Source organism: Enterococcus pingfangensis, assembly GCF_005405205.1.
Classification (GTDB): domain Bacteria; phylum Bacillota; class Bacilli; order Lactobacillales; family Enterococcaceae; genus Enterococcus_A; species Enterococcus_A pingfangensis.
In genome coordinates, this window is the sequence record NZ_BJDP01000011.1 from 1 (window position 1) to 24,794 (window position 24,794).

General features: G+C 41.1%; 26 protein-coding genes and 1 other RNA gene. 6 read left to right on the forward strand and 21 right to left on the reverse strand.

Annotated elements, in window-relative coordinates; translation table 11 throughout:
* Positions 1-279: 279 nt before the first annotated feature.
* Positions 280-642, reverse strand: coding sequence for a hypothetical protein (locus tag FFM63_RS07650; protein WP_171000213.1), 363 nt, complete (start codon positions 640-642; stop codon positions 280-282).
* 85 nt (positions 643-727) lie between these two features.
* Entirely contained in the window at positions 728-1,108 is a 381-nt protein-coding gene (locus FFM63_RS07655) for a CvfD/Ygs/GSP13 family RNA-binding post-transcriptional regulator (protein ID WP_137609718.1), read from the reverse strand.
* A gap of 77 nt (positions 1,109-1,185) precedes the next feature.
* Between FFM63_RS07655 and FFM63_RS07660 the strand changes: the two genes are divergently transcribed.
* Positions 1,186-2,355 carry a MalY/PatB family protein gene (locus tag FFM63_RS07660; protein ID WP_137609719.1) on the forward strand — a complete coding sequence of 390 codons (1,170 nt, stop codon included), beginning with the start codon at positions 1,186-1,188 and terminating at the stop codon, positions 2,353-2,355.
* A 27-nt stretch (positions 2,356-2,382) separates the two neighbouring features.
* Here FFM63_RS07660 and FFM63_RS07665 read toward each other — a convergent pair whose 3' ends face one another.
* Positions 2,383-2,970, reverse strand: coding sequence for a peptidylprolyl isomerase (locus FFM63_RS07665; RefSeq protein WP_137609720.1), 588 nt, complete (start codon positions 2,968-2,970; stop codon positions 2,383-2,385).
* A gap of 131 nt (positions 2,971-3,101) precedes the next feature.
* Here FFM63_RS07665 and FFM63_RS07670 point away from each other — a divergent pair, with 131 nt between their 5' ends.
* Together FFM63_RS07670 and FFM63_RS07675 are read left to right on the forward strand one after the other, a co-directional pair.
* Complete coding sequence (locus FFM63_RS07670; RefSeq protein ID WP_137609721.1) at positions 3,102-4,085, forward strand: NAD(P)/FAD-dependent oxidoreductase; 984 nt, start codon at positions 3,102-3,104, stop codon at positions 4,083-4,085.
* Between the two features lie 15 nt (positions 4,086-4,100).
* A complete protein-coding gene (locus FFM63_RS07675; RefSeq protein ID WP_137609722.1) occupies positions 4,101-4,610 on the forward strand; it encodes a phosphatidylglycerophosphatase A family protein in 510 nt (169 codons plus the stop codon).
* Positions 4,611-4,639: 29 nt separating this feature from the next.
* Here FFM63_RS07675 and FFM63_RS07680 read toward each other — a convergent pair whose 3' ends face one another.
* From FFM63_RS07680 to FFM63_RS07695, 4 genes are read right to left on the reverse strand one after another with little or no spacing between them, the layout of a single operon-like run.
* Positions 4,640-5,275 (reverse strand): TIGR01906 family membrane protein, encoded by a 636-nt coding sequence (locus FFM63_RS07680; protein WP_137609723.1) that lies wholly within the window; start codon positions 5,273-5,275, stop codon positions 4,640-4,642.
* Positions 5,265-6,035 carry a TIGR01457 family HAD-type hydrolase gene (locus FFM63_RS07685; protein ID WP_137609724.1) on the reverse strand — a complete coding sequence of 257 codons (771 nt, stop codon included), beginning with the start codon at positions 6,033-6,035 and terminating at the stop codon, positions 5,265-5,267. The genes FFM63_RS07680 and FFM63_RS07685 overlap by 11 nt, the downstream gene beginning before the upstream one ends.
* 4 nt (positions 6,036-6,039) lie before the next feature.
* Positions 6,040-6,666, reverse strand: a complete 627-nt coding sequence (locus FFM63_RS07690; RefSeq protein ID WP_137609725.1) for a YutD family protein — start codon at positions 6,664-6,666, stop codon at positions 6,040-6,042.
* Between the two features lie 34 nt (positions 6,667-6,700).
* Positions 6,701-8,080, reverse strand: a complete 1,380-nt coding sequence (locus FFM63_RS07695) for a bifunctional metallophosphatase/5'-nucleotidase (protein ID WP_137609726.1) — start codon at positions 8,078-8,080, stop codon at positions 6,701-6,703.
* 95 nt (positions 8,081-8,175) lie between these two features.
* On the opposite strand from FFM63_RS07695, the gene FFM63_RS07700 reads away from it, so the two are divergent.
* Positions 8,176-8,652, forward strand: coding sequence for a methylated-DNA--[protein]-cysteine S-methyltransferase (locus FFM63_RS07700; protein ID WP_137609727.1), 477 nt, complete (start codon positions 8,176-8,178; stop codon positions 8,650-8,652).
* A 141-nt stretch (positions 8,653-8,793) separates the two neighbouring features.
* Here the strand turns inward: FFM63_RS07700 and ffs are convergent.
* The 11 genes from ffs to FFM63_RS07755 form a co-directional block, all read right to left on the reverse strand.
* Positions 8,794-8,876, reverse strand: an RNA gene (gene ffs, locus FFM63_RS07705) — signal recognition particle sRNA small type.
* A 27-nt stretch (positions 8,877-8,903) separates the two neighbouring features.
* Positions 8,904-9,407 carry a tRNA adenosine(34) deaminase TadA gene (tadA, locus tag FFM63_RS07710; protein WP_137609728.1) on the reverse strand — a complete coding sequence of 168 codons (504 nt, stop codon included), beginning with the start codon at positions 9,405-9,407 and terminating at the stop codon, positions 8,904-8,906.
* A gap of 172 nt (positions 9,408-9,579) precedes the next feature.
* A complete protein-coding gene (locus tag FFM63_RS07715; RefSeq protein ID WP_137609729.1) occupies positions 9,580-9,915 on the reverse strand; it encodes a hypothetical protein in 336 nt (111 codons plus the stop codon).
* Between the two features lie 211 nt (positions 9,916-10,126).
* Entirely contained in the window at positions 10,127-10,837 is a 711-nt protein-coding gene (locus tag FFM63_RS07720; protein WP_137609793.1) for a zinc metallopeptidase, read from the reverse strand.
* Between the two features lie 115 nt (positions 10,838-10,952).
* A complete protein-coding gene (locus tag FFM63_RS07725) occupies positions 10,953-11,276 on the reverse strand; it encodes a zinc ribbon domain-containing protein YjdM (protein WP_137609730.1) in 324 nt (107 codons plus the stop codon).
* Between the two features lie 116 nt (positions 11,277-11,392).
* On the reverse strand, positions 11,393-12,340 hold the full coding sequence (locus FFM63_RS07730; protein WP_137609731.1) for a DHH family phosphoesterase: 948 nt from the start codon (positions 12,338-12,340) through the stop codon (positions 11,393-11,395).
* 14 nt (positions 12,341-12,354) lie between these two features.
* Complete coding sequence (locus FFM63_RS07735; protein WP_137609732.1) at positions 12,355-13,686, reverse strand: DRTGG domain-containing protein; 1,332 nt, start codon at positions 13,684-13,686, stop codon at positions 12,355-12,357.
* Between the two features lie 136 nt (positions 13,687-13,822).
* The gene (locus FFM63_RS07740) at positions 13,823-15,250 is read right to left on the reverse strand and encodes an MFS transporter (RefSeq protein ID WP_137609733.1); all 1,428 of its coding nucleotides are present in this window, start codon (positions 15,248-15,250) and stop codon (positions 13,823-13,825) included.
* Between the two features lie 88 nt (positions 15,251-15,338).
* On the reverse strand, positions 15,339-15,545 hold the full coding sequence (locus FFM63_RS07745; protein ID WP_137609734.1) for a hypothetical protein: 207 nt from the start codon (positions 15,543-15,545) through the stop codon (positions 15,339-15,341).
* A gap of 123 nt (positions 15,546-15,668) precedes the next feature.
* A complete protein-coding gene (locus FFM63_RS07750) occupies positions 15,669-17,348 on the reverse strand; it encodes a ribonuclease J (RefSeq protein ID WP_137609735.1) in 1,680 nt (559 codons plus the stop codon).
* Positions 17,349-17,669: 321 nt separating this feature from the next.
* Positions 17,670-18,716: an aspartate-semialdehyde dehydrogenase gene (locus FFM63_RS07755; RefSeq protein WP_137609736.1), complete on the reverse strand. Its 1,047-nt coding sequence runs from the start codon at positions 18,714-18,716 to the stop codon at positions 17,670-17,672.
* A 416-nt stretch (positions 18,717-19,132) separates the two neighbouring features.
* Here FFM63_RS07755 and FFM63_RS07760 point away from each other — a divergent pair, with 416 nt between their 5' ends.
* Positions 19,133-19,414: a hypothetical protein gene (locus FFM63_RS07760; protein WP_246033311.1), complete on the forward strand. Its 282-nt coding sequence runs from the start codon at positions 19,133-19,135 to the stop codon at positions 19,412-19,414.
* 142 nt (positions 19,415-19,556) lie between these two features.
* Here FFM63_RS07760 and FFM63_RS07765 read toward each other — a convergent pair whose 3' ends face one another.
* On the reverse strand, positions 19,557-20,783 hold the full coding sequence (locus FFM63_RS07765; RefSeq protein ID WP_137609737.1) for an MFS transporter: 1,227 nt from the start codon (positions 20,781-20,783) through the stop codon (positions 19,557-19,559).
* A 12-nt stretch (positions 20,784-20,795) separates the two neighbouring features.
* Entirely contained in the window at positions 20,796-21,086 is a 291-nt protein-coding gene (locus FFM63_RS07770; RefSeq protein WP_171000211.1) for a hypothetical protein, read from the reverse strand.
* Positions 21,087-21,340: 254 nt separating this feature from the next.
* Here FFM63_RS07770 and FFM63_RS07775 point away from each other — a divergent pair, with 254 nt between their 5' ends.
* Positions 21,341-21,997 carry a Crp/Fnr family transcriptional regulator gene (locus FFM63_RS07775; RefSeq protein WP_137609738.1) on the forward strand — a complete coding sequence of 219 codons (657 nt, stop codon included), beginning with the start codon at positions 21,341-21,343 and terminating at the stop codon, positions 21,995-21,997.
* Positions 21,998-22,217: 220 nt separating this feature from the next.
* On the opposite strand, the gene pflB is transcribed toward FFM63_RS07775, so the two are convergent.
* Positions 22,218-24,515, reverse strand: a complete 2,298-nt coding sequence (gene pflB, locus FFM63_RS07780; protein WP_137609739.1) for a formate C-acetyltransferase — start codon at positions 24,513-24,515, stop codon at positions 22,218-22,220.
* Positions 24,516-24,794: the final 279 nt, after the last annotated feature.

Below are 24,794 nucleotides of genomic sequence, written 5' to 3' on the forward strand. Positions count from 1 at the left end.
TGTTTCTATTAAATAGAAACGCCCTACACATTTGGTTTGTTTTATTCGTTCAGTTTTCAAAGGTCTACATTGTTTGTTGCTTTGTTTCAGCAACTTTTATATCTTAACAGCTTGCTGAGTGAATGTCAATAACTTTTTTGAAGTTTTTTTAATTTCAAAAGTCAACGTTCGGTTTTTACTGCATCAGCAACGTTTATTAATTTACCATTTAATTAACCAGCGGTCAACTATTTTCTTCAAAAAAAAAAGAACTTATTTTTATAAGCTCTTTTTTCAGGATTATTCAAATAATGGTACACCCTCAATTTCAATTGTTCCGAGGATTTTTCTCACGCTATCGGGGCTTTCCCAAGCGAAGCCTTCTGGCAGTTCTGTTACTTCTTCGCTGACCATTTCAAATACATACAATGGTAAGCTGGCGCCGTGTGATTGTGTATTGGTTAATTCAACTAGACGAATATTATTTACATCGATATGTAGTGTCGTTTTCAAAAAATTTAAAAAACTAGCTAAAACAGTGTGTTCAGCCGTGGTCTCAGTGTGGGCAAATTCTTTATCTCTTCCTACTTCATGAACTAAAAAACGTTTTGAACCATCTTCTAAATGCAACATGATTGTTCCAGATACTTGTTTCGTCACAATTTTCACCTCTGCAAGAGCTAATCTAAAATCGCACTCATTGTATCATGCTTTCAGAAAAAAAGATATTGTTTGCATAAAATAGTAATTAATTTTCAGCTTGTTCTTTCAATAGAAAGTCGATGGCTTCATCGGTCCATTTCGGCATATTCTTTTCAAGTGAACGGAATCCGATGTTCTTGTTGCGATTTGTGAAGTAACGTTTTCGATGATACGGCACTTCCGCTGGATGTTCTACAAGTGTTCGTAATGACAAACTGATTTTTTTAGTGTACTCATCGATATCAATAAGCTGAACTTTCACTACTTGTCCGACTTCTAAAAAGCTGTGAATATTTTTAGTATAACCAGACTGTACTTCGGATATATGAACCAGCCCTTGCGTCTGATCGTCTAATGAGATAAACGCTCCATAAGGTTGGATACCCGTTACATAACCTTCAATGATATCTCCAATTTTATATTTCATTCGTTTCCCTCTTTTCGCATGTTTCATTATACTGTATTTATAAATAAAATTGAAGTTCACAACTAGGAGGAAAGAAAATGACACATTTTGAGCGGCCAATCGAGCGCATTGGTTCCAACAGTATCAAATGGGACGCGATTCTTGATACGTACAACGAAGAAGAACTTTTGCCATTATGGATCGCTGATATGGATTTCCGAGCACCCGAGGGCGTTTTAACTGCCTATCAAAAATTAATCGCTCACGGAATATTAGGTTATGCTGATACCCCGGAAAGTCTTTATCGTACGATCATCGATTGGGAAAATGATCACCACCACCTTGCATTAGAAAAAAAAGATATTTTATTCTTTTCCGGAGTCTTAGCCGGAATAACGACAGCGATCCAAGCGTTTACCGCTCAGGATGATGCGATCTTAATCCACGATCCTGTCTATCCTCCCTTTGCAACAATCATCACGGAGAATCAACGAAAATTAGTGCGCAGCCGCTTGATTGAAAAAAACGGTCAATTTGTGATGGACTTTGCGGATATAGAGGAGAAATTTAAACAGCAGCATATTAAAGCGATGATTTTATGCAACCCGCACAATCCAGGTGGACGCGTCTGGTCGAAAGAAGAGTTGCAGCGTTTGGGCGAGCTTTGTAAAAAGTATGCTGTACTTGTCCTGAGTGACGAGATTCATCAAGACTTAGTTTTCCCACCCCATGAAATGACTTCTTTCTTTTGTGCCGGAACAGACTTTAGCGACTTTAGTTTACAATTTACGTCTATGACTAAGACCTTTAATCTGGCTGGGATCAAAAATTCCGTCGTCTTTGTCAAAAATGACGCGTTGCGGGAGCAGTTAGCGCGTAAACAAGCGGCGAACTTCCAGCACGAGATCAATACATTTGGCTTAGTCGGTATGGAGGCCGCTTATCAAACTGGAAAAGACTGGCTTTCAAACTTGCTACCTTATATCCAATCAAACATAACTTATTTGCTGGATTTTTTCCAAGACCATTTGCCAAAAGTAAAAATCATGATCCCGGAAGGAACGTATTTATTATGGTTGGATTTTTCTGCGTACGGCTTGTCCGATGAAGCATTGGAGAATCGCTTGGTTCATATAGGTAAAGTTGTTTTAAACCCCGGTGTCAGTTATGGACCTAGCGGCAAACAGCACATGCGCTTAAATGTTGCTTGTCCACAAGTCATTCTTGCCGAAGGATTACAGCGAATCGCAAGCGCATTAAACGAATAAAAAAAATACGGCTAAGCCGTATTTTTTTTATGCTGTGATTTCAATTGATTCAATGACGATATCGTGAACAGGTTCGTCTTGCGCGCCACGTTTAGCAGCAGCGATAGTATCAACGACATCCATTCCTTCAGTCACATGGCCAAAAACAGTGTGACGGAAGTCTAACCAAGGAGTTCCGCCTTGTTTGTATGTTTCGATGATTTCACCAGGGAAACCAGCTTCTTCTAATTGTGTCAGCATGTTAGCAGGAACGTCTTGCTTGTTCACAATAAAAAATTGACTGCCGTTAGTGTTAGGACCTGCATTAGCCATTGATAATGCCCCGCGCAAGTTAAATAAGTTGCGTGAAAATTCGTCTTCAAATTTTTCACCATAAATGCTTTCGCCGCCCATCCCAGTACCGGTTGGATCGCCGCCTTGGATCATAAAATCAGGAATTACACGGTGGAAAATCACACCATCATAATAACCGGTCTTTGCTAATTCGATAAAGTTTTTAACGGTTTTAGGTGCTTCTTCTGGGAATAGTTGAACCTTGATATCCCCCATATTGGTTTTGATCGTCGCTTTAGGACCTTTTTCTTCTGTTAAATTTAATTGTGGGAATTGAGTCACTTTAAAATCCTCCTTTATTTTTTTGCTGTGTCCATCATAACAAACTTTTCTAAATTTGCCACCTCTGCAAACTAAGCAGTTTTTTCTCTTTCATTTATTTGTTACAATCGATGAGAAGAAAGGGTGTTGATATGGAAATTTTTGATATAACTATCGTAGGCGCAGGACCAGTCGGTATGTTTGCGGCTTTCTATGCAGGAATTCGCCAAGCTAAGACAAAGTTGATCGACAGTTTGCCGCAATTAGGCGGACAATTGACAACTCTTTATCCTGAAAAAAATATTTATGACATTCCTGGATTCCCGATTGTAAAAGCGGCGGATCTGGTAAACAACTTAGAAAAACAGTTGCGGACATTTTCTCATACCTATTGTTTGGATGAAGAAGTGCTGGAGCTAAAACAACATGAAGATTATCTCGAATTGGTCACTAATAAAGAAAGTCATTACACAAAAGCAGTCGTGCTTGCGCTTGGCAACGGTTCTTTTCAGCCAAGACGCTTGATGATCGACGGTGCTGAAACTTTCGAAAATCACGGAATCGATTATTACATCACTGATTTGATGAAGTATGCCGGAAAAAAAGTTGCCATCGCTGGCGGCGGAGATTCCGCGATCGATTGGGCATTGATGTTAGAACCTATCGCTGCAGAAGTCTCGATCATCCACCGCCGTGATAATTTTAGAGGACATGAACACAGTGTGGAAAAACTGAAAGAATCCTCCGTCAATATTTACACGCCGTATCTGCTAACCGAACTCACTGGCGGACAAGAGTTAGAAGGTGTGACTTTACAAAAGGTGAAAAGCGATGAGACAATTACAGTAGGCGTCGATTATTTGATCGTCAACTACGGTTTCTCTTCTTCATTGGATCACTTAAAATCTTGGGGATTAGAAAGTACCCGTCAAGCCATTCTCGTCGAATCGGATATGCGAACATCAATCCCTGGCGTTTATGCTTGCGGAGATATCACGACGTACGATGGTAAAGTAAAATTGATTGCCACCGGCATGGGCGAAGCACCGACCGCTGTTAACAATGCGCTCCACTATATCAATCCGAAAAATCGGACACAGCCCGGACATAGCACTAGCCTATTTCCACAAAAATAATTTTGGAGGTAAGTTATGGTATTTGAAACTACTGCGCTTGAACAAACGGCCCGCGAACTCTTAGAAGAACGCGGAGTTACTATTAGAGACATCGCGGAATTAGTCTTCTTTTTGCAAAAAGATTATATCGATAAACTGGATATCGAATTGTGTATCCATAGTGTGAACCGCGTGCTGACCAAACGCGAGGTCCACAACGCGATCATCACTGGTATCCAGCTAGATAAACTAGCCGAACAAAAAAAATTGGACTACCCGCTGCAAAATATTTTAGAAGAAGATGAAGGTCTTTACGGCATCGACGAAATCATGGCACTTTCGATTGTGAACGTTTATGGTTCGATTGGTTTCACGAATTACGGCTACATTGATAAAGTAAAACCAGGTATCTTGAAAAAACTAAACGAACATGACGGCGTCCACGTCCATACTTTTTTAGATGATCTCGTTGGAGCGATCGCCGCATCGGCTGCTAGTCGTTTAGCGCACGAACATCCGCGGAAATTAGATTCTATCGTCAAATAAATTAGACAAAAGAGCATTAAAAAAAGAGCTTATCGCTCTTTTTTTAATGCTCTTTTACCAAAATAAATCGGTAAGAGATAAAATAGTTCCAATAATACAAAAAATAAAATAAAACAATGTAAGAAAAAGGTTTCCGGCAACACATTGATGATCGGGTCGGTTGCTGGATCAAAAATCCACGCATCATTGTTGAACAATACCCCATGAAATAAAATGAAGAACTGATCAAAATTCACCGCCATCATAAAAGCGATCACGATTGGTGCTGCGACGGCTATGCGAAATGGCTGAATCAATGCCCAGAGACGTTTTTGCTTGAGCAAATGCCGCAAATAAAAACCACTTGGTATAACGGTCGCTAACAATAACCCGTAATTCAGCAGAAACAATCGTTTCACTTCATAAAAATGCTTCGCACCGCTAGTCGAGACAGGAAAATCCGTCATTTGAAGGTTTTCTATCCAAGGCAAGTTCAAGTAACGCATCAATTGATCAAAATTATGCAGCAACTCTTTTTCTGAAAGCATCGTATAATCCAGCAAATTCAACTGACCGATATCAAAGCGATACAGCCAGCGGGCGTTGATTGTCAGTGTGATCGCTAATGTCAGTAAAGTCAGTAGCAAACAGATCAAGCCCAAACGCTCTAGCCATTTACTTTTCATCAAAATTCCACTCATCCAATGAGTCGACAAGATATGTCGGCGGCACAGGCAAAGTCGGTACGTCTGCTTTTTGGGTGTACCCGGACAAAACCAATAAAGAATCGACCCCATTATTGATTCCTGCCAAAATATCCGTCGTATAATTATCGCCCACCATCAAGACCTCAGATTTTTCCAGTCCTAAAACTTCGACAGCTTTATCCATAATGATTGCTTCAGGCTTGCCGATGTAGATCGCTTTTTGCTGAGTAGCAGCTTCTACTAATGCGATCACCGAACCAGCACCCGGCAACAAGCCGCGCTCAGTTGGAATGTTCTTATCTGAATTGGTTCCGATGAAGGTCGCGCCTTTTTGGATCGCTAACGTTGCTGAAACAAATTTTTCATACGTCACATTTGTATCTAAACCGATCACTACATAATCCGGATCTTTTTCATCCCAAACATAACCGGCAGCTAAAATCGGATCGATCAACCCAGGTTCGCCGATGACAAAGACTTTTTTGCCTTTGCCTGCTCCATTCATATAATCGATCGTCGCAAGTGTTGCGGTGTAGACCGTTTCCGGACTAACATGAATTGAAAACTCATTGGCTAATCGGTCTGCCACGGTTGCCGGTGTTTTTGTCGTGTTGTTTGTTAAAAATAAAAATGGAATCTGCCGAGCTTGCAGTTGTTCCACAAATCGACGGCCCGCGGGGATCGGTTCGCTGCCGCGGTAAATCGTTCCATCTAAATCAATCAAATATCCTTTGTACATCGTATTACTCTTCTCTTTGACGAATCACAAAGCGTTCGCCCTTTTCTTTTGTTTTTGTTGGTACGGGTGTTTCTTTTTGCGGCTGACGAGTTCTGATAATCGTCTTTTTCTTTGGTTTATCGGTCACTGGAACCTTTTTTTCTTCTACGAAAGCTTGCGGTTTGTCTTTGCGTTTCCGCTTGCGTTTTTTGCGAACTTGCTGCCGCTTGCCGCCGGTTCGTTCTAAGACAAAATACGCACAACCGAAATTGCAGTACTCATATAAATAATCTTCTAAGGTATCAATCCGCTGCTCGGGCAAACTTTTCCGATCATCTTCGCGGAAAAAACCTTTTAATCGCAGCTGTTCATAACCCCAATCCCCAACGATATAATCATAACGTGTCAAGACCTCACTAAAGCGTTCACCTAAACGTTCGGCATCAAAGCCTTCACGATAATTTTTAACTAAGCGGTATTGGCGTTCGCCAATCAAAAGATTACTCTCATCGACGAATACGACCATTTCACCCTTTTTCTTTTCTTCAGCGGGCGTCTCAACGATTTCATCTAAAACCTCAGCCAACTCTTCAGTGACGGTTTTTTCTGGATTGGTTTGTTTTTCTTTTTTGTCGTTTTGTTCTTTTGTCATCGTTTCACCACCTGCCTGCTATTATACCTTGTTTTTATTTGATTGGATAGTGAGTGTGGAGATAGTCTCCCAAAACACTGCGGATAAAATCCGGGAATAGAAATTCATAGCGGCCCGCAATCTCGATCGTCGGGAAAAATGGAACGAACATAAAATGATCTACCGTTGCGATTGTATAATCCAACTCAGGATCGACTAACTCACCGAGCCAGCGGACTTGATGATTCACTGAATCATATTCGATTCCGTCATACACGAGATGACCAAATACTTTCCCGCGAAAGCCCATCCCCATCACAGGAAAATTGATCAGAAAATGTCGGTTTTTTTCCATTTCCAGAATCAAACGGACCAGATTCTCACCGCTCAGCGTCACCTTGATCAAATGCATCGGATGCGGCAATGCTGTGTGGAGCTGATCTTGATCGACGATTCCTGCAGGGATGTCTTGTAAAAACAAACCAGAATTCAACACCGCGGCTTCTGTTCCAGCCGCTTCTTTTACTGCCGCTAAGGTATAGTTGATCATTGGATGATCGCCTTGTAAGTCTGTACTCATAGCAAACGGAACATCTGCGACCTTTTTATCCGCTAATAGTTGGTGCCCTGTTTGTAGATAGTCTTCGATCTCTTCTTGATCCTCAGGCAATGCCAGCATTTTTTCAGTTGGAAACGTCCGCGCTGAAGTTTTCTGGATTCGGTGCTCACTATCGACTGTCACATGGACTTCACCGACGTAATAGCCGTATTTTCCTGCTGCGGCCAACTGAACCCCTTCGATCTTTTCACCATGTTCAAACAAATGATGGGTATGCGATCCTAAGATTACATCGATTTCCGGCAATTCTCGCGCGATTCGGCGATCTACACTGATCCCCAGATGGCTCATTAAAACTAAGACATCAACTTTTGCACGAATGTCCGCAACTAATCCTGGCAAAATATCCATTACTTGCCGAATATCCCAACCATTCGGATTATAGGTCAACGAAAAGGGCGCCGTGAATGCCAACAACCCTACTTTAGTTCCTTGAGCGGTTGTAATGATTTTTGTTTGCTGTGCCCATGTTGGAAATTGCAGTGTTTGTTTATCAAACAGATTATCTAATACGATATCAAAATTCGCCTGATCATATAGATGATTTAATTCGGCTTTCGAATTCCCCACGCCTTCATTATTGCCGATAGTTGCCGCGTCATAGTGGATTTGATTCATCAACTGGACATTGGCTTGGCCATTGGTCGCTTCAGTTAGCGGATGCCAGCGGTCGACAAAATCACCGAGATCAAGCGTGATGATTTTTTTTTCGGCGGTTTCTTCTTGCTTGCGATTTAGCAAAAACCGGCGGATCTTCGGCCAATTTTCTAAATGGGAGTGGAGATCGTTGGTATGCAAAAGAATAATTTTTTCCATTATTCTACCTCTTTTCAACTCTTCTTGTTCCATCTATAGTAACATATAGCTGAAAAAGGCTGAACGAAGTCGTTTGTAAAAAAGCAGGTGAAATGATGAAATTTGACTCTATTCTTGGAACTATCTGGCTGGATGCTGATCAACACGCCTTGACTCGTGTATCTTATACACCGATTGTTGAAAATCCTTTAGCGGATCAAGCCATTTTAACATCAGCCAAACAACAACTGTTAGAATTTTTAGCAGGACAGCGCACAACTTTCGATCTTCCCTATGTTTTTGAGACCGGAACAGACTTTCAGCAAGAAGTCTGGCACGCTTTGACCGAGATCGATTTTGGAACTACGTGCAGTTATCAAGCCATCGCCGAAAAGATCCAACGACCCAAAGCTGTCCGCGCGATTGGTCAAGCCAACCGCAACAATCCCTTGCCAATCATCGTTCCTTGTCATCGAGTAATTGGTAAAAATGGCAAATTGGTCGGTTATTCTGGTGCAAGCGAGGCCGGACTAGCGATAAAAGCCCAGTTGCTTGCGATCGAAAACCCGATGTTACAAGCCACTCTTTTTTAAAAAAATACCGTTGTTGAAAGTTCGCACTCAACAACGGTATTTTTGTATTCAAATTGATTTAACTTATTGCTAAACAGAAAAAATTTCTCTTTTCTTAAAAAATTGGACAAAAAAAGCAGACACGCAGTCTGCTGTTGATTCGTATAAAAGACACATGCCGGATCCTGCTTAGTGCTGCTTCCTTCCGGATCTGACACAATTCACAAGCCCGACATTGTCCTGCCTTTCGGCAAAAAATAGTATAACAAACTCTACTCGCTTTGGCTAGTCTTTTTTTTCCGCGCCCGCAGCTCTCGAAAGAAATTCGTCAATAAAAGGCCACAGTCCGCTTCCAAAATACCGCCTTCGACATAGGCGCGATGATTGAACCGTTCATCGGTCAATAAATTCATCAGCGTTCCTGCTGTTCCGCCTTTCGGATCATAGGCGCCAAAATACACTTCCTCCACGCGCGACAAGATCATCCCGCCGCTGCACATCGGACAAGGCTCTAACGTAACAAAGAGCTGACAGTCTTCTAAGCGCCAATTATCCAAGTGCTGACACGCTTCTCGGATAGCGAACATTTCTGCATGGCTGGTCGCATCTTGGCTATGTTCCCGCAAGTTATGCCCGCGACCGATTATTTCCCCTTGATAGACAACCACCGCACCAATCGGGACCTCCGCGATTTCTTCTGCTTTTTTTGCTTCGCTGATCGCTGCTTGCATAAAAAAGACTTTTTCCTCTTCTGTTAGCCGACTTTCCCGTTCCATTAATTTCCTCACTTGCTAGTTTTAGCTTACTTTAGCATAAAGTATCCACAAAAAAAATAAATTATTAAAAATCCGTTCCTTCTTCAGTGAACCTGCTGTTTGACCTAATAAAATAGACGCTGCTTTTTCAGCTTGTTCCCGAAAAAAAAGATGCGCCATTACTGGCACATCTTTACATCAAGTGATCGACAAGATCCATTAATTTGGCTTTTAAATCTTCTGTCGTATCTTTGATGGAATCTCCATAGACGGATACGCGTTTTTTCCCGCTTTTGATCTTGTTCAAAATATTCATGATATTATCCAAATCTTCATCTGACAGTTTATCCACGATTGCCAGCAATGACTCGCTGCCATCGAATTTATCACTGACAAAACGTTTGACTTTGCAACGATTCGAGACGTGACGGACTTTTTCGATTAGTTTTCCAGAAGCTACTACGGCTGTCGCTGTACTGGCTGCAACGATGACACCTACTCCAATTTTGACTTTGGTTGATTTTTTCATGGTATCAGCTCCTTCTCGTATAAATGTGTTCATTTTAGTTAAAAATCAATCTGCCATCCTTTAATTAATCATAACATATTCTCAAAATTATCAATAATAAGAGCTACCGCAAATAAACAGACAACTAGGTGCAATCAACTAGTAAGAATGATTAGCAGCGGTTGTCTCCGCTAGCTTTACAGCAAAAAAAGAACCGACAAATTGTCGATTCTTAATCTCGGTTTCGATTGCCAAATAACAAGATCAATCGTAACAATTGTAAAAAGGTTGCTAATGCCGCTGCGACATAAGTCAACGCCGCTGCAAAGAGCACTTTTCGAGCAGCTGCTAATTCATCGGCGTCTAACATATTCCCTTCGCGTAAAATACTCAATGCGCGTCTTGATGCATCGAATTCTACCGGCAACGTCACAAGTTGAAAAATCAATGCCAATGAAAAGGCTAAGATTCCAAGATTGATCAACATTTGATTCCAACTCATAAAGACCCCGATCATGATCAATGGAAAAGAAAGTGTCGAACCAATATTTGCTACCGGCACGATCGCCGCCCGCAAACGCAATGGAATATAATTTTTCGCATCTTGTACCGCATGACCACATTCGTGAGCGGCTACACCAATCGCTGCCACTGAAGTAGATTGGGCAGTCGCCTCTGACAAGCTCAGCATTTTATTGCCGCTGTTATAATTATCGGTTAAATCACCGGCAATTTTTTGCACGCCGACATCCGTAATTCCTTGACTGCGCAAGATGTATTCAGCCGCTTGAGTTCCTGTGACTCCTTTGCTGCTACGAAACTCATCGTACTTGCGAAACGTCGAATTGACATAGGCAGAAGCCAGTCCTGAGATGACCAGCCCAGCGATCACTAATAAAAAGGTGGGATCAAAAAAATTATAAAATGAGCCATATCCATACATAGCCATTCTCCTCTGATTTAAAAATAATTTTTGCTGTTTATTACAGTTTCCTAACTTTAGTTTAGCATGAAAAGTAGGATTTTTTTATGAAAACAACTCTAAGAATTTCTCTAGCTTACAACTTCTTAACAAATTCAGATTTCAATTTCATCGGACCGAAGCCATCGACTTTACAATCAATGTTGTGGTCACCTTCGACGAGACGAATATTTTTGACTTTCGTTCCTTGTTTGATCGCGCCTGAAGCGCCTTTAACTTTCAGATCTTTGATCACTGTGACGCTGTCGCCATCTTGCAACACGTTGCCATTGCTGTCTTTGACGACAAGCCCTTCATCTGTTTCTTCATTTTCCGACCACTCATGACCACACTCTGGACAAACAAACAAGCCGCGATCCTCGTAAGTATATTCTGATTGACACATTGGGCAATTCGGCATAATCTTCCTCCAATAAAATTATTTTCTAAGTTAGTTTAGCTGAAACAAAGCCGCTTGAAAAGCTTTTCGTAAAAAAAGAAGGTTCGACAAATGATTGGTCGAACCTTCTTAAAACCTTACTTGCTTTGATAATCTGCGCAAAGTTTTTGGATCTCTTGGTAAATTTCTTGGCACACCGTTTGATCTTTTGCGTTCGCTCCGCTGGCCAAAGGATGTCCTCCACCGTCATGACGTTTAGCTACTTCATTGATAATTGGACCTTTGGAACGCAATCGGACACGGTAATAACCTTCTGGCTGTTCCACAAAAACAGCCCATGCCAATACCACATCAATCGTCCCAGGCAGCGGTACAAGTGCCGCGGTGTCAGAATCTTTGATCCCGTATTTTTTTAAGACAGCTTGATCTAAAAAGACATAGCCGGCACCATTTTCATCGATTTGTAAATTTTGATACAGATAGCCTGAAAGTTTCGCTACGTCTAATGAGATTTGATCAAGCGTACGGTTCAACTGGGCCGCATCAAAGCCATAAGTTAATAATTTTGCTGCAACTTCCAAAGTATGAGCCGTCGTCGCAGGATACAAGAATCGACCAGTATCGCCGACTATGCCGCCGTACAATAAACGAGCCGCATTTTCTGTTACTACTAAATTTTCAGTAAAGGCGAGATCGGCAATGATCTCGCTGCAGCTGCTAGCTTTCGGATTGACCCACAACACATCGCCATAAGGATCATCGTTCGGGTGATGATCGATCTTGATTAGTTTGTCACCTAATTTATAACGCTCGTCGCTGATTCGCGGAGCATTCGCGGTATCTGTCACAATGACCAGCGCCCCTTGGTACAATTCATCAGCGACCGCATCCATTTCCGCTAGAAAATCTAATCCTTCAACCGGACCGCCGACTTGATAGATTTCTTTTTCTGGAAATGTCGCCCGCAAAATCTCCGCAAGGCCGCATTGTGAACCTAACGCATCAGGATCAGGCCGCATATGACGATGGATGATGATCCGATCGTATTGTTTGATCGTTTGTAAAATTTCTTCTGTAATTGTCATATTTTTCCTCTTTTCTAAGAACGCTCCATCACTTGACAGACAACAATCGCTTTAGCCACGATAACGTTATCGATGTAAACTTCCAAATCAACTTTCGCCGAGCGCCGTCCAAGTTCTAATGTTTTCGAATGGATCTCGATTTCGCTTTCTAATTGGATCAAGCGTAAATAATGCAAGTTCATCTGCTCAATCAATGTATTGCGCCGTTGATCCATTAAAATACTGCGTTGCGCCACATTTCCGACGATCTCGCTCAAGACACCAAAAGAAATCGTGCCGACACCGTTGACCATTTGAGGTGTGACTACAAATTTAAAATAAGGATTTTCCAACAGATTGTCTTCGCGATCCGTATCAATTGTCACGATATCTCCGATGATCTGATCAGAGATCGTGTTAGACATTTGCGGTTGGCGCTGTACTAGCTGCATCGCTTTCATTACATCTTGGCGGCTGACCATGCCGACTAATGAAAGATCGTCTTTTACGACCGGCATCATTTCAAGTCCGTCCCAAATCATTTGGTGACTCACTGACGCTACGCTCATACTTTGTTTCACAACATTTGGATCGCGCGTCATGACCCGATCGATTGCTTGGCTTTCAACTTTGCCTAAAACATCTTTTGCCGTCACCACTCCTAAAACGCGCATACTTTTATTGACAACAGGAAAACGGGAATGACCGGTTTTTTCTGCTAAACGATGATAATTCGCAATCGTATCGCCCGCCTGCAAATAAACAGTCTTCTCTAACGGCATATAAATATCACTGACTTGCATGATGTCTTTTTTGATCAACTGATCGCTCAATGCGCGATTGATCATTGTTGCGACGGTAAAAGAATCATAAGTTGTACTTAAAACCGGCAGTGCTAATTCATCTGCCAACTGGGCAATCTCCGGTGTCGTATCAAAACCGCCGGTAATCAAAACTGCCGCGCCATCTTGCAAGGCCAATTTTTGGGCACTTTCACGATTCCCGATGATCAGCAGTGATCCAGGAGTGATATAACGGCGCATCGCTTCTACCGTCATCGCGCCAATCACAAATTTATGTAAGTCTTTATCCAATCCGTTAGAGCCGCCTAATACTTCGCCTTCAATGATCCGGACCACTTCACCAAAAGTCAGGCGCTCAATATTTTTTTTCAATTTGCGTTCGATCCGAATCGTGCCGACGCGTTGGATCGTTGAGACCAATCCAATATTTTCCGCATCTTTGATCGCGCGATAGGCGGTTCCTTCACTGACGCGCAAATTTTTTGCAATACTGCGGACGGAGATGCGTTCTCCTACCGGCAGGTTCTCGATATGTTCTAGTATCAGATCATGTTTTGTCGCCATAATTTCCTCCCGCTGTAAGATTTATCTAGTATAGTAGTACAGCTTAGCAAAACTAGTATAACAGAGTGTTTTAAAAAAAAGAAGTCAACCGTTACCATCTAAGGAACAATCGACTTCTTTTGTACTAATCATTTAGTTACTCAGCGGCTTTTTTTCTAAAACGCCCCAATGAAAGCAATAAAGCGATGACACAAATCACCAAAGCGGCGATAAAGGTTACCCGCATCCCGAAAATAAAAATATCCGGCCGGTTGTCGATGTAAGTAGTTACCCGTTTGCCATAAGAAGCACTCATTCCGCTGTACAGGATCGTCGTGGACAGTGCAATCCCGATAACCATCCCTAAATTGCGGGCAAATGAATTTAAACTGCCGGCGACACCAAGATTTTCTTTTTCCACACTGCTCATAACGATCGTATTGTTTGGCGATTGGAACAACGCGTTGCCCATCCCCATGATAGCGGTGGCTAAAACATAATACCAAACCGGACTAGTCTGATCCATAAAGACATACATCAATTGTGTAACAGACAGCATGACTAATCCGATCAAAACTAATTTTTGCGGACCAATCTGATCAGTCAGATAGCCGCTTAAAGGTGAACCGATGACCATCAAAAATGGAAAGACCATCATCAGCAGACCTGCATAACTTGCGGTCAGTCCGCGAGCGTTTTGTAAGTAAAACGGCACGACGACGTTCACAAAAAAGTTGGATGAAAAGATCAAAAGCGCTGTGACCAGACTCATCGTGAACAATTTGTTTTTCAAAATACTAAAAACTAATAATGGATCTGCTTTCTTTTTTTCCACTCGGATAAAGGCCACAAAAAAGATGACTGCAACGATCAATAAAATAATTGGCAGCGGCTGAACATAACCGACTTCTTGTCCGATAAAGACTGACCCAAAGAAACTCATGATTGTAATGGCGAATGTGACAAAACCAAGCCAATCGATTTTCTTTTTGGACATCGTAATGTCGTGAGGCAAAAATTTCTCCCCAATCAAAATCGTCAAAATTCCTACTGGAACATTGATCCAGAAAATATAAGACCAAGAAAAATGTGCTAAGATCGAGCCACCGATACCGGGTCCAGCGATCGAACCTAAGGAAACGAAAGCACCGATTGCTCCTAATGCTCTGCCGCGTTCATTCATAGGGAAAACTTCTGTCGTGATCCCTGTATTAGTCGCCATCGTCATGCTGGCACCGATCCCTTGGACCACTCGGCCGAACAGCAGCATCGCTAATGAATGATTGAACCCGCACAGTAACGAACCTAACGTAAATATGACCGTACCGATGCGATACACTTTGATCTTGCCGAAACTGTCGCCGACTTTGCCAAACAATAGTAAACAGGCACAGACGACCATTAAATAAATTGACACGACCCATTCTGCTTTGTTCATTGGAACTGCTAGGTCATTTGAGATCGTCGGCAGCGCAATGTTCACGATACTCGAATCTAAAGTAGACATGAAAGTAAACATCGCTACTGAGACTAAAATCCACCAGCGGTTCTTTTGAACCACTGGATCATCTTGATAAGTTTTCATTAAAAGCCTTCCTTCCGCTATAAAAAATGAACCATAGCTATTTTAAAGGAAACGCCGAAAAAAGCAAACTAAAATAAAAAACGAGAGATTACTCTCCCGTTTTCTTATCGTATTTTCCTACTTCTCGGTCTTCAAAAGTCATGAAATAGCCGTTTGTGATCCGTTTTTCATAAACATGATGACAATTCGGGCACTCTACCGGCATCGCCTCTTTCGGATGCTCTTGAACGTTCAATACTTCATCCACATAAAAATGTATGCCGCAATTTGGGCACTTTAATGGTTTTTCCAACATATGACCAGACCTCTCTACAATTTACTCCATCTCAATCATACTCCTTTTTGCCCAAAAAATAGAGTATTAAGTATCAAAAAAACTCCCCTGACTTAAAAAAAGTTAGAAGAGTTTCTGATTTGACTATTTGCGTCTGCCGCGACGTTGATTGGCTTCCATGATGACTGGCAAAATCACCGGACGTCGTTTTGTTTGTTCGAACAGATGACGGCTCAATTGATCACGAATATCTTGTTTCAATTTGCTCCATTCAAAATCATCAGAATGCAAATGTTTTTCGACGATCTCACTGGTCATCTCTGCGCTTTCCTTGATCAGATCGCGACTAGCTTTGATATAAACGAATCCGCGTGAAGTAATTTGCGGTGCTGACACGATTTTTTTCAATTTGCGGTCGATCGTCACTACGACGACGAAGATTCCATCATCTGACAAGACTTTGCGGTCGCGCAATACGATATTGCCGATATCGCCAACACCGATCCCGTCGATCATGATATTATCCGCTGGCACACTTCCGGCTGCGCTCATATGTTTGTTTTTATATTCCAACACATCGCCGCGGCCTGTAATAAAGATATCTTTGAACGGGATTCCCAACTCATTGGCCAAGCTAGCATGTGCTGCCAATTGACGATATTCTCCTTGTACCGGAATAAAATATTTCGGCGCCATAAAATTCATCATCAGCTGCAAGTCGCGCGGATTTGCATGCCCAGAAACTCGCAAGTTTTCAGAAATACTCTTGACGATCCCACCAGCACGATAAATCATGTCTTCCGTTTTTGCGACAGTTGTTTCCATCGCAATCGTCGGTGTTGTGGTGATATAGACTAGATCACCATCTTCAATCCGCAAATTACGATGGGAACGATTGGCCATTTTTTGCAATGACTTGATTGGTTCGCCCATCCGGCCAGTTTCTAAAACAACTAATTCGTCCGGTTGATAGTTTTTCATCTCTTTGATCGTGATCAAAATATCTTCCGGTACTTCCAATTTGTTTAACCGCATCGCTGTTTTGATGATGCGATCGACATCTTGTCCGGTCAATACGACTTTGCGTCCGGCTTCTTTTGCCGCATTCAAAATTTGTTGGATGCGCTGCAAGTTGCTTGCTACTGACGCTACGATGATCCGTCCATTCCATTCGTTGATGGTATCATAGACTTCACTAGCGATTTCTTGTTCAGCAGCTACTTGGATCGGATTTTCCGCATTTGATGAAGAACTCAACAAAGCTAAGACCCCTTCTGAACCGATTTCGGCCAAACGACGATAATTGGTTGCATACATCGGAATCGCAGTAGGATCAAATTTGAAGTCACCTGTATAAACGATCGTTCCTTCGTCCGTTTTTAAACTGATCCCAACAGAATCAGGAATCGTGTGAGTTGTCCGGAAAAAGCTGATGATCGCCGTTCCAAAATCGATTTCTGTGTGTTCATCGATCACATGGAAATCTTTGAAGTTTTTGCTTTCCTCATTTTGGCTGACGTTTAATTTTGCCAACTCCACCGTCAACTCTGTTCCGAAGACCGGTACTGCTACTTCAGACACTAAATACGGCAGTGCACCAATTGCATCTGCATGGCCATGTGTCAAAAAGACACCTGCTACACGATCTGCATTTTCAATTAAATAGGTAAAATCAGGAATCACGACATCGATCCCAAGTAATTCATTTTCTGGATACTTCAGTCCACAATCGAGGACAAAAATATCATTATCCACTTCAACTACGTAGAGATTTTTACCATTTTCTCGTACACCGCTGAAGGGAATTATTTTGACTGTACTCAAAATATCCACCTCTCTAGTTTCTTTATTTATTATTTCAGCTTACTCAGACCCCGTAATCAGTACGGTCTGTGCCTATACTCACTAGCTATTATACATGATTTTTTCTGAAAAACCATTGGTGAAAAATAAGCAGCAAAGATCCCTTAACAAAAACTTACTTTTATTACGCGGATTCTTTTCTGCTCCTTTTAAATTCTATGCAAAAGAAGTTGTAGTAGAAGCAGCCAGCTTCAAGAACTTTCAGCTGATTTTCTGGAAGTCGCTTCTTACCGTTTAGCTGAAAAAAAGGGAGTGACAAGATTTCTGTCACCCCCTTATACTCTATTCAAATAAATTCATTTCGTACATCGTTTCGGCGATTTGCAATGAGTTCCAAGCAGCGCCTTTTAATAAATTGTCTGAAACAACCCATAGATGAACTCCCGTTTCTTCATCTGGATCTTTACGAATCCGGCCTACAAAAGTTTCTTTTTTCCCAACACTGTTCAACGCTTGCGGATAAATTTGTTGGCTTGGATCATCTTCTAATACCGCACCTGGAGCTTTAGCAATCAGTTCTTGGATCTCTGCGACTGTCGCTGTTTTTTCAGTTTCGATATAGACAGATTCGGAATGGCCGCTCATGACCGGAATCCGTACACAAGTCGCTGAAACTTTGATCGTATCATCGCCCATGATTTTTTTCGTTTCGTTGATCATTTTCCATTCTTCATTCGTATAACCGCCTTCAGCAAATACATCGATCTGAGGCAATGCGTTGAATGCTAATGGATAATGTTTTTTATCCCCGCTAGCTGGTAAAATCGACGCCTCCCATTCATCGGATGGTTTCTCAGCAGCAAAATCACGAGTTTGCTGCGCCAATTCTTCAATGGCGAGATTTCCCGCACCAGATACCGCTTGATAAGTTGAAACGATCACACGTTTCAGTCCTAACGCTTGACGGATTGGCTCTAAAGCGACCATCATTTGGATCGTTGAACAATTAGGATTAGCAATGATCCCGTGATGTTCCCGCAATGCTTCTGGATTTACTTCTGGCACGACTAACGGTACCGCCGGATCCATCCGGAAGTGGCTGGTATTATCAACGACAACAGCACCGCGTTTGACTGCTTCTGGTGCAAATTTAGCGGAGATTCCTCCACCAGCTGAGAATAAAGCGAGATCAATTTGATCGAATGAATCCGGTACTAACTCTTCAATCGTTTGAGTTTCGCCTTTAAATGAAAGTTGCTTTCCGGCTGAACGCTTTGAAGCCAAAAACTTCACAGTACCAAGCGGCAAAGAACTATTTTCTAACATTTTAATCATTTGTGTTCCAACTGCGCCAGTAGCGCCAACAATTGCAACATTCATTTTTCTCATCATAATCACTCTTTCATTTCATATTATTTTAACAGTTTATCATATTTGTTTTGAAACGCAAGCGGACTTTTTGATGCCCTCCAATTAATGAAACTGTCTCGATTGCCGTTAAGACGATTTAACAGTCTTTTTATCTCAAAATACCGACAATATCTCTGCCTAATAGAATTATCGTTTTAAATCAAGCAAATAAACTTAAAAAAACACATTTTTTTGAATAAATTCATTGTGATTTTCTAATAAAAGCTTTAGAATTAATATGAAAGCGTTATTCATAGACGCCCAAGTATAAAAATTAACAGGCAGAACATCAAACAAATGTATGAAGTCGACGACAGATCACGTGCAGCTTTAAGTCTCACTTGTTATCAAAAAAAGCGCCGATAGTCTTATGCGCTGAATAATTGGAGGTAAAAATGAATACAAAACAGTTAGTCCCATCCTATTATCAAGCGGCTTGCTTTTACGCTGACCGCGGCAATCAAGAAAGAGCCAATGCACTTTTCGACGAAGGTATCCAGACGCTTTTAGAAGTAAATATGATCGACGGCTTAGAAGAACTATTTTTTGAAAAAGCTGTTATTCAAGACAATCCCAACGAACAGCTGGAACTTTTGAAACAGGCTGATTATTATGCCAAACTAAACGAAAATCTTAGTTTAAAAACATTGATCCAAGAAAGATTGACTAGTATTTAAAAAAGGTAGTGACAGAAGTAGACGGCTTCAAGAAATAAGTTTGTGAGATTTCGACTTATTTCTTGAAGCTGGAACACCGTTTATTCAAAAAAAGGTTGTGACAAAAAAATTGTCACAACCTTTTTGAATCCATCACCCTACTTTATTCGGGTACACTCGCATTTTCTTTATTGCTTAAAGCGCGTGCTTTGGCTGGTTTGTTTGGACGGTAGAAAATTAGATATAAGACTGCCACGATGAGCGGAATTACCGCACAGAAGAGATAGATTCGTTGATACGAACCTAAAAGCCCTTTGATTGCGCCTAATAAATAAGGACCGACCCCTAAGCCTAAATCCAAGCCGATGAAATACGTCGAAAGAGCTACACCGATTCGAGCTTTATCAACTAATTTCAACGTAACTGCTTGGCCATTCGCCATAAATGTTCCGTAACCTAGTCCTACAAAAGCACCGGCAACCAACAATACGACTGCATTTCCAGTAAAGGCTAAAAGAATCAAACCAATCGTCAAACAAATAAAACTTGGATACATTACGGAATTTTCGCCATATTTATCAAAGATTTTACCAGACATCGGTCTTGTGATCGTAACAACGAGTGCATAAACTACAAAGAAGAACGCACCGGCGGTCACTAAATGTAATTGGTCCGCATAAATAGATAAGAAGCCTAAGACGCTTGAGTAAGCGATCCCGATCAAAAATGCGATTCCGGCAATAAACAGAACTTTGATTTCAATAAAACTTTCTAAACTGAATTTGTTGATCAATGCCCGATGTTCTTCTGTTAAGACAATATTATGAACATCAAATTTGAAGCATGCGATCATTGTGATAAAGGCTAAAACAACTGCCAAGATGATAATCGTTTGAAAGCCGACTACCGGCAGTAAAAGCAAGCCGATGAATGGTCCGATCGCTGCGGCTAAACTAGTACTTAGCCCATAGTAATTGATCCCTTCCCCATATTTTGCTTCAGGGATATAGGCAGTTACGATCGCATTAGCCGCCGTTGAGACAGCCCCGTAACCAAAACCGTTCAAGAAACGGACGCCATCTAAAATAAAAATGTTGCTACTGATCAAATATGCAGCTGTCGTCAGCAAATAAAAAAGTGCGCCATAGCGTAGGACTGCACGCCGACCGAATAATTCCAATTTTTTCCCGATATATAATCGTGCAAGCAATGTCCCAATGATATAGATCCCAACTGCAAAACCAGCTTGGGCTGTTGTTGCACCTAGACTATCACTGGCATATTTCGCCGTGATTACGACAAAACAATAATAAACTAAAAAGACGACAAAATTGATAATAGTAATTGTGATAAAACCTTTATTGAATAGCTTTTCTTCCTTAATTTTCATTACCCGCTCTCATTAATAGATGATAGTTTCACTCAGTTTCTTCAAATCAGAAATCTTTTCCGCAACCTTGTTGTAATTTGATGGATAACGATCCACCGCTTGGCTGATAAATAGATCTCGTGTATGGTCAAACTCCCGCAAAAAGTCTTCTAGTGTTTCATCTTGTTCCAGCGTAACATCCTTTCTCAACATCAAGGCATTTTGATATGCATCATTCAAAAAGACCAATACTGCCTCCTTTTCAAACCGTACCTTGTAGGCTGATTCCAATCGTTCGATCATTGCGCATGTCCATTTTTTCATAATAACCACTCCTCTTTCCAAAATTTCTAATCACTAGAACATTGGGTTTGTTTGACTTACTTGACCGATTATACGGATATAAAAAAAATACAAAATCAGATTTCATAATGAAAAATGCTTTTGAAAATTTTTAGTAAATTATGACATTAACATTTGTTTGTATCTTTTTTATACATACTTTTAATCAAACTGAGCGTCTACTTATGATAAAATAGCAATAAATTTCAGTAAATTATGGAAGGAATAAATAAAAATTGGATAATGCAGCTTTAACAAACTACTTAGAACAAAAGAAATTTCCTATCGTCACGAAAGAATACAAAAAGTATTTACTCTATGAAGGAATCCAAGACCATCATGTATACATTTTGAAAAACGGGGTCATCAAGACCAGTGTTATCTCCAGAGATGGCAGAGAGTTCAATTTGGAGTACATCAATGATCTCGAAGTAGTTTCATTGTTAAAGGATGAATACTCTCAGTTTATCGACGCACCATTCAACATTCGGGTGGAATCAGAAAAAGCCGAACTCTATCAAATCGATCGCGTAGAATTTTGGAAAGACATCAATCAAAACTTCGAATTACAGATCTATGTCAAAAACTATTACCGAGAACGATTGCTCAAATCGATGAAACGAACCCAGCAGATGTTGATGAACGGGAAATTCGGGGCCGTCTGCACTCAAATCTATGACCTATGTGATAAATTCGGGATTGAATTCCAAGATGGTGTCTTGATCGATTTTGTTGTAACAAACGAAGAGATCGCCCACTTCTGCGGCATTAATGCTGCAAGTAGCGTCAGCCGCATCATGCATCAACTAAAAAGCTGCGGTGCGATCAAAATCCATGACCGCAAATTATTTATCAAAAATATCGAATTAATCAAAGACAATATCATCTTTTAAGAAGTTGAAACAGCAGTAGGTAGCTTCAAGAAACAAGAAAAAATTTTCGGAAATTGCTTTTCAAATTTTGTGATATTTTGGTTTATTTCTTGAAGCGGCTTCTCGTTTTTGGGGGGAATTTTTTATCACGTCCTCTTAAACGAAGCATGAAAAAAAAAGATCCTGACACTCATCGAAGAGTCTCAGGATCTTTTAGTTTATTTAGAAACAAAAGCATTTTTTACATTTTTGTATGGTCTGTCCGTGAAATAACGTCGCGACGTTGTTCAGGAGTCAAGTCACGGAATTTTACTGCGTAACCTGATACACGAATCGTGAAGTTGGCGTATTTAGGATTGTCGATATCTTTATCCATTTCTTCTAACAATTCACGACCAAAAACATTGACGTTCAAGTGATAGCCGCCGCGATCAAAGTAACCGTCTAAGACATGACGCAAATTCTCTACTTGCATCGCTTCATCGTCAGTCCGTCCTAAAGCACCTGGATTGATAGTTTGCGTGTCAGAGATTCCGTCTTGTGCACAAGCATAATTCAATTTAGCAGTTGAATTCAATGAAGCCAACAAGCCATTTTTCTCGCCTAAGTATTTCCCGTCTTGGTAACTTGGGTTGGCACCTGGTGCTAACGGTTTGCCTGCCCGACGTCCGTCAGGAGTGTTCCCTGTATTTTTTCCGTAAACGACATTCGATGTGATCGTCAACAATGACAATGTCGGTGTTGACTCACGATACGTATGCTGACGTTTGATTTGGGTCATGAAGTATTCAAGAATCCAGTTTGCCATTTCGTCGGCTTCATCGTCATCATTTCCGTAAGTTGGAAATTCATTTTGTGGAATGTAGTCTACAGCTAAGCCATCTTCATCACGAATTACTTTTACGTTTCCGTGTTTGATCGCCATCAATGAATCCGTCGCATGGGAGATCCCAGCGATCCCAGTTGCAAACGTCCGTTTCAACTCTGTATCCATCAATGCTAATTGCGGTGCTTCATACGCATATTTATCATGCATATAATGGATTACATTCAATGTATTTACGTAAAGTTCAGCTAACCAGTCTAAAACATCTTTATAGCTGTCCATAAATTGATTGAAATCAATGCTGTCGCCTTCTAATGGACGGAAGCGCGGACCTACTTGCATCTTCGTCATTTCGTCAACGCCGCCGTTGATCGCGTAAAGAACGGCTTTAGCTAAGTTAGCACGTGCACCGAAGAATTGCATATCTTTTCCGATCACTGTCGCAGAAACACAGCAAGCAATCGCTGAGTCATCCGAACCCCAGTATTGACGTAATAGATCATCATTTTCCAATTGGATCGAAGAACTTTGTTTAGCAACTTTCGCTGCGTAAGTCCGGAAGCCTTCTGGTAAATGTGATGAATATAAAACAGTTAAATTCGGTTCTGGTGAAGGGCCCATGTTGGTCAATGTGTGCAAGATCCGGAAATCGTTCTTTGTAACTAATGAAGAGCCGTCCATGTTCATTCCTGCTAATGACAATGTCGCCCAAATTGGATAACCAGAGAATAATTGATTGTATTCCGGTGTACGCGCAAATTTCACCATCCGTAATTTCATGATCAAGTGATCGATCATTTCTTGCGCTTCAAATTCTGTGATCAATCCACGGTTTAAATCACGTTGGATATAAACATCTAAGAAAGCGGAGATCCGGCCAATCGACATTGCGGCACCATTTTGCGATTTGATCGCTGCAAGGTAGCCAAAGTATAACCATTGGATCGCTTCTTGTGCATCGCTAGCAGGTTTTGAAATATCACAGCCGTAGCTTGCAGCCATTTCCTTCATATCTGCTAACGCACGATATTGTTCAGAAACTTCTTCACGCAATTGGATCACGTCGTTTGTCATCACTTTACTGCCGACATTTTTCCAATCTTTTTTCTTTTCTTTCATTAAGTAATCGATTCCGTATAATGCAACACGACGATAATCGCCGATGATTCGACCACGTCCGTAAGCATCAGGCAGACCCGTAATGATTTTATTTTTACGAGCTAGACGCATTTCATCCGTATACGCATCAAAAACACCTTGGTTGTGTGTTTTGCGCCATTTGTTAAAGATAAATGACATTTCATCATCTACTTCATAACCATTTGATTCCAACGCTTTGTTCGCCATATTGATCCCGCCAAAAGGCATGAATGCTTGTTTCAACGGTACATCTGTTTGCAAACCAACGATTTTTTCTTCTTCTTTGATCAAGTAACCAGGTTCATGTGAAGTGATGGTTGCAGGAACGTCCGTGTCCATATCGTAGACACCATTTTTCTTATGTTGAACTTCAAAAAGTTCTTGCAGTTTTTCCCATAATTTTTCAGTACTTGGTGCAGCCCCTTCTAAAAAGCTGTCATCGCCTTTATATTCTGTGTAGTTGCGTTTGATAAAGTCCAGTGTGTTGACCTCATGTTGCCAACGGCCTTCGTTAAAACCTTCCCAAGGATTGTTTGTCTGTTCTGTCGTTTTGTTGATTGTTTTAGTTTCCATCTGTGCACTCCTTCGTCAAATTAATTAAAGTGATTATAACAAAAGTAACCGTTTTAAGAAAGTGCTTTTTTAAACTCTCATTTAACCAAATCCCTTTAAAATAATGACCATTATTTAACGACAGCTGTTCTATTTTTTACTATAACAGATAACGTAATCGAGAATGAGCTCGTCTACTTGAGAGAAGTTTCACTTACTAAGAGATAGATTTTTCTGATCCAAACAAGTTAAAAAACAGCGACTGATACAGCACGCTATTTGAGCGTTCTCTTCTCTCAT

Bases quoted from the DNA above. Each gene is read 5' to 3' on its own strand.
- FFM63_RS07720 (WP_137609793.1), bottom strand. From the start codon at position 10,837: ATGTATGGATATGGCTCATTTTATAATTTTTTTGATCCCACCTTTTTA.
- FFM63_RS07735 (WP_137609732.1), bottom strand. From the start codon at position 13,686: ATGGCGACAAAACATGATCTGATACTAGAACATATCGAGAACCTGCCG.
- FFM63_RS07725 (WP_137609730.1), bottom strand. From the start codon at position 11,276: ATGCCGAATTGCCCAATGTGTCAATCAGAATATACTTACGAGGATCGC.
- FFM63_RS07760 (WP_246033311.1), top strand. From the start codon at position 19,133: ATGAATACAAAACAGTTAGTCCCATCCTATTATCAAGCGGCTTGCTTT.
- FFM63_RS07755 (WP_137609736.1), bottom strand. From the start codon at position 18,716: ATGAGAAAAATGAATGTTGCAATTGTTGGCGCTACTGGCGCAGTTGGA.
- FFM63_RS07675 (WP_137609722.1), top strand. From the start codon at position 4,101: ATGGTATTTGAAACTACTGCGCTTGAACAAACGGCCCGCGAACTCTTA.
- FFM63_RS07770 (WP_171000211.1), bottom strand. From the start codon at position 21,086: ATGAAAAAATGGACATGCGCAATGATCGAACGATTGGAATCAGCCTAC.
- FFM63_RS07745 (WP_137609734.1), bottom strand. From the start codon at position 15,545: ATGTTGGAAAAACCATTAAAGTGCCCAAATTGCGGCATACATTTTTAT.
- FFM63_RS07695 (WP_137609726.1), bottom strand. From the start codon at position 8,080: ATGGAAAAAATTATTCTTTTGCATACCAACGATCTCCACTCCCATTTA.
- FFM63_RS07740 (WP_137609733.1), bottom strand. From the start codon at position 15,250: ATGAAAACTTATCAAGATGATCCAGTGGTTCAAAAGAACCGCTGGTGG.
- FFM63_RS07685 (WP_137609724.1), bottom strand. From the start codon at position 6,035: ATGTACAAAGGATATTTGATTGATTTAGATGGAACGATTTACCGCGGC.
- pflB (WP_137609739.1), bottom strand. From the start codon at position 24,515: ATGGAAACTAAAACAATCAACAAAACGACAGAACAGACAAACAATCCT.
- FFM63_RS07655 (WP_137609718.1), bottom strand. From the start codon at position 1,108: ATGAAATATAAAATTGGAGATATCATTGAAGGTTATGTAACGGGTATC.
- FFM63_RS07715 (WP_137609729.1), bottom strand. From the start codon at position 9,915: ATGAAAAAATCAACCAAAGTCAAAATTGGAGTAGGTGTCATCGTTGCA.
- FFM63_RS07700 (WP_137609727.1), top strand. From the start codon at position 8,176: ATGAAATTTGACTCTATTCTTGGAACTATCTGGCTGGATGCTGATCAA.
- FFM63_RS07660 (WP_137609719.1), top strand. From the start codon at position 1,186: ATGACACATTTTGAGCGGCCAATCGAGCGCATTGGTTCCAACAGTATC.
- FFM63_RS07765 (WP_137609737.1), bottom strand. From the start codon at position 20,783: ATGAAAATTAAGGAAGAAAAGCTATTCAATAAAGGTTTTATCACAATT.
- FFM63_RS07690 (WP_137609725.1), bottom strand. From the start codon at position 6,666: ATGACAAAAGAACAAAACGACAAAAAAGAAAAACAAACCAATCCAGAA.
- FFM63_RS07680 (WP_137609723.1), bottom strand. From the start codon at position 5,275: ATGAAAAGTAAATGGCTAGAGCGTTTGGGCTTGATCTGTTTGCTACTG.
- FFM63_RS07670 (WP_137609721.1), top strand. From the start codon at position 3,102: ATGGAAATTTTTGATATAACTATCGTAGGCGCAGGACCAGTCGGTATG.
- FFM63_RS07730 (WP_137609731.1), bottom strand. From the start codon at position 12,340: ATGACAATTACAGAAGAAATTTTACAAACGATCAAACAATACGATCGG.
- tadA (WP_137609728.1), bottom strand. From the start codon at position 9,407: ATGGAACGGGAAAGTCGGCTAACAGAAGAGGAAAAAGTCTTTTTTATG.